This is a genomic window from Dyella sp. C9 (assembly GCF_003332825.1).
In the GTDB taxonomy this organism is placed as follows: domain Bacteria; phylum Pseudomonadota; class Gammaproteobacteria; order Xanthomonadales; family Rhodanobacteraceae; genus Dyella.
The window spans coordinates 38389-51153 of the sequence record NZ_QIRF01000003.1; the positions used below are offsets into that span (position 1 = coordinate 38389).

The window sequence follows — 12765 nt, forward strand, 5'->3', positions numbered from 1 at the left end:
TCGTGGGGAAGAGGACTTTTTTGGCCGCCGGTCTCCCCGGCGGCTTTTTTTATGCGCAGCGTTGCAAGTGGAGTTGAGGCGGTCAGGCCATGCCAGCGCTCTCGGCGCGTTCTGGTGTGGCGGTTTCCGTCGTCGCGGCATGGCCATGCGCCGGCTGCATCACGTGATGCGCCAATCCATGCAGGTCGAGCTGGTCCACCGGGATCGGCCGATAGTCGGGGCCGAAGGCCACCTCGCCGAACTTCCAGCCGGCCGGACGGCGCACCGCGCCCCAGAAGCGCTTGGCGGCGTTCCAGTGCAGGCCAACCAGGCCGTGGTTGTTGTCGTCGTCGACCATCGGGTCGCCCACGCCGGTGGGGCGCAGCGGTTCGTTGTACAGCGCGGTGCCGAAGATCACGTCCCAGATCGAGAACACCTGGCCGAAGTTGCAGTTGTGCAGGTTGGGACGCGTGGGGTCCACCAGCATGTGATGCAGGCGATGGAACTTCGGTGACACCAGCAGGCGGTTGAACACCGGGCCGAAGGCAATGCGCACGTTGGCGTGCGAGAAGTTCTGCACCAGCTCGCCCACCAGTACCAGCCAGGCGAACTGCTCCGGCTCCACGCCCATCACGATGCCCACGCAAGCCAGGATCATCGACTGGATGAAGCCGTCGATGAGGCTGCCACGGTCGTTGGTCCAGCAGCTCATCTGCCGGGTGCTGTGATGCATGCTGTGCAGCGCCCACCACCAGGGCAGGGCGTGCTGCAGGCGATGCATCCAGTAGTACACGAAATCGTAGACGATGTAGTAGCAGCCGAACAGCAACCACGGATGTTCCTTCAGCCAGGGCACCCAGTGCGTGATCGCCAGTGGCGAGGCGCTGGCATCGCTGGGGCCGGTGTCCGGGCCGCCGAAGTAGTTGGCCACCGGGGTGAGCACCAGGTAGCTGAAGATCGGGAAGATGCCGACCAGCATCATCACGGTGTACTGGAAGTCGACCTTGGTGAGCTTGCGGTCTTCCCAGCGCTCGGCCGGCACGATGCTCTCGAGCGGGCGGAAGATCAATCCGATCACGCACAGCTGGAAGGCGGCGATCAGCAGCGATGCGGAGATGTCCCGCGGGTCGCCGGCCAGGCCTTCCAGGTGCAGGAACTGCAGCACGGGAAGCACGCCATGGCTGGCGAACCAGTTGACCAAGTGGGACCACAGTTCGGACATCGTCGACACCTTGCAAGGAAACAGGACGGTCCTGCAGGCGAATGACTCAGGCGCGAGGCGCAGCGAACTACAGAACCGGACGGTTTAGGATACTGCCGGGGTCCGGCAGCATCCATCCGGCAGGATTTTGCGTCAGGTTTCCTTTCACCCAGCCTACTGGCCGGCGCGAAGGCGGGCGTTGAGCTCGGCGAGGCGCTCGGGCGTGCCCACGTCGGTCCAGGCGCCGCGATAGTGGCTGCCGCGCAGCTGGTTCAACGCGATCGCGTGTTCGAACAGCGGGCGCAACTTGAAGCGTGGCGGTTGCTCCTGTGCGCCGGCATCGTGCACCACCTGGTTCCAGCCATGCAGCAATTCAGGGCGAAACACGCCTATCCCGCTGTAGGCCAGGCGTGCCTGGCTGGCGTCGTCACGCAGCAGGCCTTGCGCATCCAGCGCGAAATCGCCGGTGGGGTGGTGCGCCGGATTGTCCACCATCAGCAGATGGCCAAGACCGGCGGGTTCGGCGGGCAGAGCACCGAAATCGGCATCAGTCCACACGTCGCCGCTGATGGTGAGAAAAGGCTCAGGGCCCAGCAGGCCCAGTGCGTTGAGCATGCCGCCGCCGGTTTCCAGCGGCGTGGGCCCTTCATAGGCATAGCGGATGCGCAGGCCCCAGCGCGAACCGTCGCCGAGCGTCTCCGGGAATTGCTCGGCCAGGTGTGAGGTGTTGATCACCACATAGCGCACGTCGATGGCGGCAAGCTTTTCCAGGTGCCACACGATCAAAGGCTTGCCGCCGGCTTCGAGCAGCGGCTTGGGCGTGTGGTTGGTGAGCGGGCGCATGCGCTCGCCGAGACCCGCCGCGAAGATCAGCGCGTGGCGCATGGTGTGCCTCGATGCCTGGTGCTCAGGCTCGTCATCACGGCGGAAGCTGGAGTCCAGAGGCTTCGCCCTTCGAAACATTCAAGGCACCGGATCCCGGCTTTCGCTGGGATGACGGTGGGGTGGCGTGGGTGCGCTACGGCACTTCGCAAGGCGATGGCAGTCGTGCTCATGCGGCGGATACCTGCGTCAGGTCACGGCCTTGCGTGTGTCGTTCCAGCAGTGCGACGAAGTCCGCGAGGTCAGGATAGCGGCGCGCCACCGACACCACGTACTGATACACCGTCGGCACGTCGGCGAGGTAACCCGCTTTTCCATCGCGATACCACAGCCGGTAGAACTGGCCGAGCACGCGCACGTGCCGGTGCAGGCCGGTCAGGTCGAACCAGCGCAGGAAGCGCGAGGCGCTTACCGTGGCGTCGATCATGCCGGCGCCCAGCAGGCGCTGGCGGTACGACTCCACCCAGCCTTCCACGCGCTCGCGGGGCCACACGATGTAGGCATCACGCAGCAGCGAGGCGAGGTCGTAGGTGATGGGGCCGGCGAGCGCGCCCTGGAAATCGATGATGCCGGGATTGTTGCTGTCCACGACCAGCAGGTTGCGGCTGTGGTAGTCGCGGTGCACGAAGCAGCGTGGCTGCTCCAGTGCATTGTGGATGATCACGTCGAACGCCGCTTCCAGCACATCCCATTCGCCGCAGCTGGGTGTGTGTTGCAGATGACGGCGAAGGAACCATTCGGGCATCACCTCCAGGCCACTGACCAGCAAGGCGCGATTGAACGGCGGCAGGTCGTCGAAGGTCATGCGCGTCTGCATGCGCAGCAGCGCATCCATCGCGTCGCCGTAGAGGCGATCGGCCGTATCCTCGTTCAGCGCGGGCAGATAGAGATGGTTGCCGAGGTCTTCGATCAGCAGGAAACCCTGCTGCAGGTCCTTGGCGCGCACCGCGGGAACATGCAAGCCGGCGGCAGCGAGGCGCTCGCCGATGGCCAGCCAGGGGCGTGGATCCTCCTTGGCCGGCGGCGAATCCATCACGATCCAGCTCTGGCCCTGGTGATGCGTGCGCCAGTAGCTGCGGAAGCTCGCATCGGACGAAGCGGGCTCAAGCGTGAGCGTGGCGTCGCCTAGGGCGTTGCGGGTCCATGCCAGGCGGGCGGCGGCGCGATCGGAGGCGGTGTCCATGGTGTACGGCAAGTGGTGATGCCGCGCAGCTTAGCGGGCGAACTGTAGGAGCGCACCTTGTGCGCGACCGGCGCGTGGCGATGTTTCGCGGTCGCGCACAGGGTGCGCTCCTACAGGTGCCGCCGTATCGCTCTCCCTGGAGGAGGGCGACGCGGCATTCACGAGAGGTTGTAGGCCTTCTCTTCGTGCAGCGCGAGATCCAGGCCGATCAGCTCCTGCTCGTCGTCCACGCGCAGGCCCAGCGTCCAGTCGATCAGCTTGAGGATCACCAGGCTCAACACGGCGCTCCACACCACGGTGAAGCCCACGCCCTTGGCCTGGATCCACAGCTGGCCCCACAGTGATTCCACGGTGCCAAAACCGCCCAGCCTGGGCGAGGCCAGCGGACCGGTGAGCAGGGCGCCGACGATGCCCGCCACCGCGTGCACGCCAAACACGTCGAGCGAGTCGTCATAGCCCAGCTTGTGCTTGAGACGCGTCGCGCTGAAGAAGCAGATCACGCCCGCGATCAGGCCCAGCACCAGCGCGCCGCCCGGGCCGGCAGTGCCGGCGGCCGGAGTCACCGCGACCAGGCCGGCCACCGCGCCGGAGACGATGCCCAGCACGCTGGGCCGACCATGCACGAGCCATTCGGCGGCCAGCCAGCCCAGCGCGGCGGCGGCGGTGGCCACCTGGGTCGCCAGCATGGCCATGCCGGCGCTGCCGTTGGCCGCCACCGCCGAACCGGCATTGAAGCCGAACCACCCCAGCCACAGCAGGCTGGCGCCCACCACGGTATAGCCCAGGTTGTGCGGCGGCATCGGCACGTTGGGATAGCCGCGACGCTTGCCGATCACCAGGCAGGCCACCAGGCCGGCGATACCGGCATTGATATGCACCACGGTGCCGCCGGCGAAGTCGAGCACGCCCAGGTCACCCAGGAACGAGCCCGGGCCGCTCCACACCATGTGCGCCACCGGCAGGTAGACAATGGTGAGCCACAGGCCGCTGAACCACAGCAGGGCGCTGAATTTCATGCGCTCGGCGAAGGCGCCGATGATCAGGGCCGGGGTGATGATGGCGAAGGTGAGCTGGAACATCACGAATACGCTTTCCGGCACGGTCTGGTAGCGCGAGTCGGGCTTGAGGCCCGCGAGCAACACGCGATCCAGGCCGCCGATGAAGGAGTGCAGGCTGGTGACGCCGGCCTGCATGCCTTCGGTGCTGAAAGCCAGCGAGTAGCCGTAGAGCATCCACAGCACCGTCACCAGCGCGGTGATGGCAAAGCACTGCATCAGGATCGACAGCAGGTTCTTGGCGCGCACCATGCCGCCGTAGAACAGGGCCAGCCCCGGGATGGTCATCAACAGCACCAGCGCCGTGGCGGTGAGCATCCAGGCGGTGTCGCCACTATCTATATGTGTAGGCGCGGCAGCGGCCTGCGCCCAGGCGGGCGTGGTGGCCAGCAGGGTGCACAGCGCGAACAGGGTCTTGGCGATCCTTCCGTCAAAGCGCATCGACATCGACCTCCTGCGTGCGAATGCGGATGGCCTGTTCCAGCTCGCTCACGAAGATTTTGCCGTCGCCGATCTTGCCGGTGCGCGCCGCGCCGATGATGGCCTCGATGGCACGCTCAAGTTGATCGTCGGCCACCGCCACCTCCAGCTTCAGCTTGGGCAGGAAATCCCCCACGTACTCGGCGCCCCGGTACAGCTCGGTATGTCCGTGCTGGCGGCCAAAGCCCTTCACCTCCGTGACGGTCATGCCCGTCACCCCCACCTCGGTCAGCGCCTGCCGGACATCGTCCAGCGTGAACGGCTTGATGATCGCCGTGATCCACTTCATGCCCAAAGCTCCCCGTGCCCCAGATATGTCGCGGTGCAGCAGGATGCGTGCCATGACGACTAACGGCCTGCAGATGGGCCCTCACCGCCATTCCTGCGAAAGCAGGAATCCAGTGACTTCAACGGGTTGCGAAAGGCGCTGGATCCCCGCGTGCGCGGGGATGACGGTGAGGATAGGGCTGCAACGCCCGGTTCCGATATCAAGTTGCCCAATCCGAGTGCGTGCCGCCGCTGATGAATCCCGCTTTTGGTGCACCGCGGTGGTTTGACCGCCGGGGCATTAATCAGTACCATTTTGGTCCCGATTCCCGCAGTCTCCGGCCGCTTCCCCAATGCTTCGCGTCAGCCGCCTCACCGACTACGCCACGGTGGTGATGACCTGCATCGCCGCCCATCCTGACGACGTGCTCAGCACGGCGCAGATTGCCGACGAGACGCGCCTGGAACTGCCCACCGTGAGCAAGCTGCTCAAGTCGCTGGGCCATGCCGGGCTGGTGGAATCCTTCCGCGGCGTCAACGGTGGATACCGCCTGGCGCGACCGGCGGGTGACATCTCCCTGGCGCAGATCATCGAAGCGCTGGAAGGCCCCATCGGCATGACCGAATGCAGCCTGGCCGAAGGCCAGTGCGATCGCCAGTCGCAATGCGGCGTGCGATCGAACTGGCAGCACGTCAACAGCGTGGTCGACACCGCGCTGCGTGCGGTCAGCCTGTCGGACATGCTCAAACCACCCAGTCGTCGCATCGATGCGACCCTGATCGGCTGACCCCGATCGCATGGCGACTGACCACGACGACACGAAGACCGATATGACTACCGAAACCTCCGAACGCAACGACATCTCCGCCACGCTTCGCGACAACGCCGAAGTTGCCGCTGCGCTGGGCCGTCGTTACGAGGCCGGCTTCGTCACCGACATCGAAACCGACAGCCTGCCGCCCGGCCTGTCCGAGGACATCATTCGCCAGCTGTCCGCGCTCAAGCATGAGCCGGAGTGGATGACCGAGTGGCGCCTGAAGGCCTATCGCCACTGGCTCACCATGCCCGAGCCGCACTGGGCCAAGCTCAACATCGGGCCGATCGATTTCCAGGCGATCAGCTACTACGCCTCGCCGAAGAACAAGCCCAAGTCGCTGGACGAGGTCGATCCGAAGCTGCTGGAAACCTATGACAAGCTGGGCGTGCCGCTGCACGAGCGCGCCAAGCTGGCGGGCGTGGCGGTGGACGCGGTGTTCGACTCCGTTTCGGTGGGCACCACCTTCCGCAAGGAGCTGGCCGACGTCGGCGTGATCTTCTGCTCGATGAGCGAGGCGATCCGCGAATATCCCGAGCTGGTGCAGAAGTATCTCGGCAGCGTGGTGCCGGTGGGCGACAACTACTTCGCCGCGCTCAACTCGGCGGTGTTCTCCGACGGCTCGTTCGTGTTCATTCCCAAGGGCGTACGTTGCCCGATGGAGCTGTCTACCTATTTCCGCATCAACGCGGGCCATACCGGCCAGTTCGAGCGCACCCTGATCGTGTGCGAGGACGGCGCCTACGTGTCCTACCTCGAGGGCTGCACCGCGCCGATGCGCGACGAGAACCAGCTGCACGCGGCGGTGGTGGAACTGGTTGCACTGGAGAAGGCGCAGATCAAGTACTCGACCGTGCAGAACTGGTACCCGGGCGACGAGAACGGCGTCGGCGGCATCTACAACTTCGTGACCAAGCGCGGCGACTGCCGCGGCGACGACTCCAAGATCTCCTGGACCCAGGTGGAAACCGGTTCGGCGATCACCTGGAAGTACCCCAGCTGCGTGTTGCGCGGCGACCGCTCGGTGGGCGAGTTCTACTCGGTGGCGCTCACGCACCATCGCCAGCAGGCCGACACCGGCACCAAGATGATCCACATCGGCAAGGGCACCAAGTCCAAGATCGTGTCCAAGGGCATCAGTGCCGGCCGCAGCAGCAACAGCTATCGCGGACTGGTGAAGGTGGAGAAGGGCGCCGAAGGCGCGCGCAACTACACCCAGTGCGACAGCCTGCTGATCGGCAAGAAGTGCGGCGCCCACACCTTCCCGTACATGGAGGTGAAGAATCCCAGCGCCATTGTCGAGCACGAGGCCACCACCTCGAAGATCTCCGACGACCAGCTGTTCTACTGCCGCAGCCGCGGCATCGGCGAGGAAGACGCCGTGTCGATGATCGTCGACGGCTTCTGCAAGCAGGTCTTCCGCGAGCTGCCGATGGAGTTCGCGGTAGAAGCGAAGAAGCTGCTGGAAGTGTCGCTGGAAGGTGCTGTTGGTTAGTAAGGGAATAGGGAGTTGGGAATAGGAAAAGCGGTCCGCTGTTTCCCATGCGCCCCTGACTCGACTTTCTCATGACCTTTCAAGGCCGACGGCTTTCTCTTTTCCCTATTCCCTATTCACGATTCTCTATTCCCTATGTTGATCATCGAAAACCTGCACGCCCGCGTCGAGGGCAAGGACATCCTCAAGGGCCTCACGCTCACCGTGAAGCCGGGCGAGGTGCACGCGATCATGGGGCCCAACGGCGCCGGCAAGTCCACCCTGGGCAACGTGCTCTCGGGGCGTGACGGCTACGAGGTGACCGAGGGTTCGGTGACCTTCAACGGCGTCGACCTGCTGGCGCTGGAGCCGGAAGAGCGCGCCGCCGCCGGCGTGTTCCTGGCGTTCCAGTACCCGGTGGAGATCCCGGGCGTGAACAACACCTACTTCCTGCGCGCGGCGCTCAACGCGCAGCGCAAGCAGCGCGGCGAGCCGGAGCTCGACTCGATGCAGTTCCTCAAGCTGGTGCGCGAAAAGCTGAAGATTATGCAGATCTCCGACGAGCTGCTGCATCGCGCCGTGAACGAGGGCTTCTCGGGCGGCGAGAAGAAGCGCAACGAGATCTTCCAGATGGCCGTGCTGGAGCCCAAGCTGGCGATCCTCGACGAGACCGACTCGGGCCTGGACATCGACGCGCTCAAGCAGGTGGCCCAGGGCGTGAATGCGCTGCGTTCGGCCGAGCGCGGCTTCCTGGTGATCACCCACTACCAGCGCCTGCTCGACTACATCGAGCCGGACTTCGTGCACGTGCTGGCCGACGGCCGCATCGTGGAAAGCGGCGACAAGACGCTGGCGCTCAAGCTGGAAGAGCAGGGTTACGCGTGGGTGGCCGACAAGGATCCCGCGTTGAATGGAGCCTCGGCATGAGCGAGGCGCAGCGCACGCCCTTCGTCGATTCGCTGCTGGAGGCCGCCGCGCAGGCGCAGCTTCCGGGCAGCGGTCTGGGCTGGCTGGATGCGGCCCGCCGCGAAAATCTCGACGCTTTTGCTGCCGCGGGCCTGCCCGATACGCGCATGGAAGCCTGGAAATACACCGCGCTGCGCGCGCTCGGACAGCGCCGTTTCGCTCCCGGCGACGCGCAGGCAGGCATGCGCGCCGTCGACATCGACGCTTTTTCCTTGCCGGGCATCGACGGGCCGACGCTGGTCTTCGTCAACGGCGTGTTCCGCGCCGACCTTTCGCGCATCGACGCGTTGCCGGCTGGACTGGGCCTGCTGCCGCTGTCGCAGGCACTGAGGGGGGACGCCGAGCCGCTGCGTTTCGCGCTGTCGCGTCATTACCGCGAAGGCGGTGACGTGTTCGCCCGCCTCAATGCGGCACTGGCCGGTGACGGCGTGGTGCTGCGCGTGGAGGCGGGCGTCAAGGTCGCGCAGCCGGTGCACCTGTTGTTCATCGGGGTGCCGGCCGAAGGTGACCTGGCCTGGCACGTGCGCCATGTCATCGAGCTGGGCGAGGGCGCCGAGCTTGCGCTGGTGGAACATCACGCCAGCAGCGGCGAGCAGCAGCATCTTGGCACCCAGGTGGCCGACATCGTGCTGCGCAAGGGCGCCCGGCTGCGCCATGTGACGCTGCAGAATGCGGCCGGAGGCAGCACCCTGGTGCGCCACGACAGCGTGCAGCTGGACGAGGATGCACAGGCCGCGCTGTACGTGCTGGAACTGGGTGGTTCGCTGGTGCGCCACGACCTGCATGCGACCCTGGCCGGCGACCGTGCGCGCCTGGATACGCGTGGCGTGTTCGTGCTCAACGGCCGTCAGCATGTCGACACGCAGATGGCGATCCGTCACCAGGCGCTCAACACGGCTTCCGAATCGGTATGGCGTGGCGTGGCCGACCAGCGTTCGCGCGGCGTGTTCCGTGGCGCCATCGTGGTGGCGCCGGGTGCCGACGGCAGCGATGCCAGCCTCAGCAGCAAGAACCTCCTGCTGTCGGGCCAGGCCGAGATCGACACCAAGCCGGAGCTGGAGATCTACGCCGACGAAGTGAAGGCTGCCCACGGCGCCACGGTCGGCCAGCTGGACGAGCGCTCGCTGTTCTACCTGCGCTCGCGCGGCATTCCGCTGGCCGAGGCGCGCTCCATGCTCACGGCGGCGTTCTGTCGGGCCGTGTTCGAGTCGCTGCCCGAGCAGGGGCTGCGCGAACACCTCGACCAGCAGCTGATGGCACACCTGCCCTCGGCCTGAGCACTCAACCGCGACACAGGCGAAATCATCACGATGAACGCACAAACCAAGCCGCAAGCGACCGTTTTCGACGTGCAGCGCATCCGCGAGGATTTCCCGCTGCTGTCGCGCACCGTGCATGACAAGCCGCTGATCTATTTCGACAACGCCAACACCAGCCAGAAGCCGGTGAGCGTGATCGAGGCGGTGGACCAGCATTACCGCCTGCACAACGCCAACGTGTCGCGCGCCGTGCACCTGCTGGGCGAGGAAGCTACGGCGGCCTACGAGGGTTCCCGTGACAAGCTCGCGCGTTTCATCAATGCCACCTCGCGCAATGACCTGATCCTGACCTCGGGCACCACCCAGTCGATGAACCTGGTGGCGTACAGCTATGCCTTGCCGCGATTGAAGGAGGGCGACGCCATCCTCACCACGGTGATGGAGCACCATGCCAACATCGTGCCCTGGCAGTTGGTGGCCGCGCGCAGCGGCGCCACGGTGAAGGCGGCGCCGATCGACGAGCGCGGCGAGCTGATCGTCGAGAAGTACCTCGAGATGCTTACGCCGGAAGTGAAGCTGGCGTGCCTTACCCACGTCTCGAACGTGCTGGGTACGGTCAATCCGGTGCGCGAGATCGCGCGCGAGTGCCGCAAGCGCGGCATTCCGCTGCTGGTGGATGGGTCGCAGGCCGTGCCACATCGACCGGTCGACGTGCAGGCGCTGGGTTGCGATTTCTATGCGTTCACCGGCCACAAGATGCTGTCGCCGACCGGTACCGGCGCACTGTGGGCGCGCAAGGAACATCTCGAGTCCATGCCGCCGTTCTTCGGTGGTGGCGAAATGATCCGCGAGGTCAGCTTCAGCGGGACCACGTTTGCCGAGCCGCCGCACAAGTTCGAGGCCGGTACGCCCAACATCGCGGGTTTCGCGGGCGTGAGCGCCGCCATCGACTACTACCAGTCGATCGGTTTCGAGGCGATCCACGCATGGGAGCAGCAGCTGCTGGCATACGCCACCGAGCGTCTGCGCGAGATCCCGGGCCTGCGCCTGTTTGGCGAAGCCAAGGAGAAGGAGCCGGTCATCTCGTTCCTGATCGAGGGTGCCCAGGCCACCGATCTGGCCACGCTGCTCGACCTGCAGGGAGTGGCCGTGCGCTCTGGCCACCATTGCGCGCACCCGCTGATGCAGTTCTACGGCGTGCCCGCCACGCTGCGCGCCTCGCTGGCGTTCTACAACACCCGCGAGGAAGTCGACGCATTCATCACCGCCCTGCTGAAGGTGCGCAAGCTGCTGATGTGATCGCTGCATGCGGCGCCGATGGCGCCGCATGACTCACGGGCTCGAGCCGTGTGCGGGCAGGGTGTCACCGGGCTTCACGCATTGTTTGTCGCGAAACAGCGACCATTCCTCGCATCGGCGTCCATCCGGGAAGACGCAGATTCCGCTGACATTGCCCTTGGCGTCCTTGCGCAGGTCCAGTCGTCCGCCTTGCCTGGCGCAGTTGACGGAAGCAGGGTTGGCGAGGCCGACGGTGGAACCTGATGCGGGCTGCGTGACCGGCGGCGTTGTCGCCGCAGTGGCACATGCGATCAGGCCCAGCATGCTTCCGCTCATCGTCAATTTCCGCATCGCCGTCTCCGCTACTCAGTATGGGCCCCAGCTTCACTATAGCCGCCGCGGCTGGCGCGGGGTGGCGCACGAAAGACTGCTGACGCCTGCAGCGGCTATATCCGACGACATGGCGCGGCGCAGCCGCAGTGCCCATGGGTTCAAGGAGGCTCCGTGCATCCCCATCTGAAGGAAGATCTTTCCGCATTCGACGCGATTCTCGACCGTGCCCGCAGCATGGCCGTCGATTACCTGTCCTCGCTGGATAGCCGCCCGGCGGCCGCGAGCCAGCCTGTGGACTTGCCTGCGCACATCGCGCTGCCGGAAGGCGGCGAGGGTGCGCAGGCCGTGTTGCAACGGTTCGAGCGCGATTACTCGCCGCTGTTGTCGGGCAGTCCGGGGTCTCGCTACTTCGGCTTCGTGACGGGCGGCGGAACGCCGGCCTCACTTGCAGCCGACTGGCTGGTCAGCGCATACGACCAGAATACCCAGCGTAACGGCGATACCTGCGCCGCGACGATCGAGTTGCAGGCGGTGGACATGCTCAGACAGCTGCTGGGTTGGCCAGCCGAGTGGACCGGGGTATGCGTCACCGGCGCGACCATGGCCAATTACGTCGGCATGGCGCTCGCACGCCAATGGATCGGGCATGAGCATGGGCGCGACGTCGCGGCAGATGGGCTGCACGGCATGCCGGCTACGGCGGTGTTCTCCGGCAGCGCGCACTCGAGCACGCTCAAGGCGCTCAGCATGGCCGGCCTGGGTCGCAATGCGATCCGTCAGGTGCCGCAGCTGCGCGGTCGCGAAGCGCTGGACGTGGATGCGCTGGAGGATGCCTTGCGCGAGCATGGCGATCGCCCCAGCATTGTGGTCGCCAGCGCGGGCACGGTGAACACCGTCGATTTCGATGATCTCGCTGCGATCGCACGGCTCAAGCAGCGCTATCGCTTCTGGCTGCACGTCGACGCGGCGTTCGGTGGCGTGGCCGCGGCTTCACCTCGGCGGCGCGCCTTGATGGCGGGCATCGAGGCCGCCGATTCGGTGACGGTGGATGCGCACAAGTGGCTCAACGTGCCCTACGACTGCGCGGTCGTGTTCACCGCACACCTGCCCCTGCAGGTGGAGGTGTTCCAGAATCATTCGGCTTACCTGCCACCGCCGGAGCCGCTGCCTGATCATTACCTGCACCTGACGCCCGAGAACTCGCGGCGGTTCCGCGCGTTGCCATTGTGGATGGGGTTGCTGGCCTATGGGCGCGAGGGCTATGCCGAGGTGGTTGAGCGCAATTGCGCGGCCGCTCGTCACCTGGGCGAGCTGATCGCCGCCGATGCCCGATTCCGCCTGGCTGCACCGGTGCGGCTCAATGTGGTTTGCTTCGCCCCGGTGGGGGCGGATGCGAACGCGATCGCGAATCTGCAGCGGGCGCTGCATCGCGACGGTACGGCCTACATGTCGCCGTCGGTGTTGAATGGCGAACCGATTCTACGAGCGGCGATCTGCAACTGGCGCACAACCGACGCCGACATCGACCGCACGTTTGCCGCCCTGCAAAGGCTGCTGTCGAATTGAAGGTTCATCCCTAGGCGCGAATGCTGG

General features: G+C 65.8%; 12 protein-coding genes. 6 read left to right on the forward strand and 6 right to left on the reverse strand.

The genetic code is table 11. From position 1 onward, the window contains the following. Nucleotides 1-82 precede the first annotated feature (82 nt). The 5 genes from DVU99_RS04860 to DVU99_RS04880 all read right to left on the reverse strand — a co-directional run bounded on the left by DVU99_RS04860 (nt 83) and on the right by DVU99_RS04880 (nt 5069). On the reverse strand, nt 83-1201 hold the full coding sequence (locus DVU99_RS04860) for a sterol desaturase family protein (RefSeq protein ID WP_114239092.1): 1119 nt from the start codon (nt 1199-1201) through the stop codon (nt 83-85). A 153-nt stretch (nt 1202-1354) separates the two neighbouring features. Further along, complete coding sequence (gene murU / locus DVU99_RS04865; protein ID WP_114239093.1) at nt 1355-2065, reverse strand: N-acetylmuramate alpha-1-phosphate uridylyltransferase MurU; 711 nt, start codon at nt 2063-2065, stop codon at nt 1355-1357. A gap of 166 nt (nt 2066-2231) precedes the next feature. Next, nucleotides 2232-3245: an aminoglycoside phosphotransferase family protein gene (locus tag DVU99_RS04870; RefSeq protein WP_114239094.1), complete on the reverse strand. Its 1014-nt coding sequence runs from the start codon at nt 3243-3245 to the stop codon at nt 2232-2234. Between the two features lie 158 nt (nt 3246-3403). Further along, nucleotides 3404-4747, reverse strand: a complete 1344-nt coding sequence (locus DVU99_RS04875) for an ammonium transporter (protein ID WP_114239095.1) — start codon at nt 4745-4747, stop codon at nt 3404-3406. Then, on the reverse strand, nt 4731-5069 hold the full coding sequence (locus tag DVU99_RS04880; RefSeq protein ID WP_114239096.1) for a P-II family nitrogen regulator: 339 nt from the start codon (nt 5067-5069) through the stop codon (nt 4731-4733). The genes DVU99_RS04875 and DVU99_RS04880 overlap by 17 nt, the downstream gene beginning before the upstream one ends. Nucleotides 5070-5400: 331 nt before the next feature. Here DVU99_RS04880 and DVU99_RS04885 point away from each other — a divergent pair, with 331 nt between their 5' ends. The 5 genes from DVU99_RS04885 (at nt 5401) to DVU99_RS04905 (ending at nt 10860) form a co-directional block, all read left to right on the forward strand. Beyond that, nucleotides 5401-5835 (forward strand): SUF system Fe-S cluster assembly regulator, encoded by a 435-nt coding sequence (locus DVU99_RS04885; protein ID WP_114239097.1) that lies wholly within the window; start codon nt 5401-5403, stop codon nt 5833-5835. A gap of 43 nt (nt 5836-5878) precedes the next feature. After that, on the forward strand, nt 5879-7357 hold the full coding sequence (gene sufB / locus DVU99_RS04890) for a Fe-S cluster assembly protein SufB (protein ID WP_114239456.1): 1479 nt from the start codon (nt 5879-5881) through the stop codon (nt 7355-7357). A gap of 135 nt (nt 7358-7492) precedes the next feature. Beyond that, complete coding sequence (gene sufC, locus DVU99_RS04895; protein WP_114239098.1) at nt 7493-8263, forward strand: Fe-S cluster assembly ATPase SufC; 771 nt, start codon at nt 7493-7495, stop codon at nt 8261-8263. After that, on the forward strand, nt 8260-9579 hold the full coding sequence (gene sufD / locus DVU99_RS04900) for a Fe-S cluster assembly protein SufD (RefSeq protein ID WP_114239099.1): 1320 nt from the start codon (nt 8260-8262) through the stop codon (nt 9577-9579). Before sufC ends, sufD begins: the two co-directional genes overlap by 4 nt. A 33-nt stretch (nt 9580-9612) precedes the next feature. Then, nucleotides 9613-10860: a cysteine desulfurase gene (locus DVU99_RS04905; RefSeq protein WP_114239100.1), complete on the forward strand. Its 1248-nt coding sequence runs from the start codon at nt 9613-9615 to the stop codon at nt 10858-10860. 33 nt (nt 10861-10893) lie between these two features. On the opposite strand, the gene DVU99_RS04910 is transcribed toward DVU99_RS04905, so the two are convergent. After that, complete coding sequence (locus DVU99_RS04910) at nt 10894-11163, reverse strand: DUF333 domain-containing protein (protein WP_198670187.1); 270 nt, start codon at nt 11161-11163, stop codon at nt 10894-10896. A gap of 180 nt (nt 11164-11343) precedes the next feature. Between DVU99_RS04910 and DVU99_RS04915 the strand changes: the two genes are divergently transcribed. Then, nucleotides 11344-12738 (forward strand): pyridoxal-dependent decarboxylase, encoded by a 1395-nt coding sequence (locus DVU99_RS04915; RefSeq protein ID WP_114239102.1) that lies wholly within the window; start codon nt 11344-11346, stop codon nt 12736-12738. Nucleotides 12739-12765 lie beyond the last annotated feature (27 nt).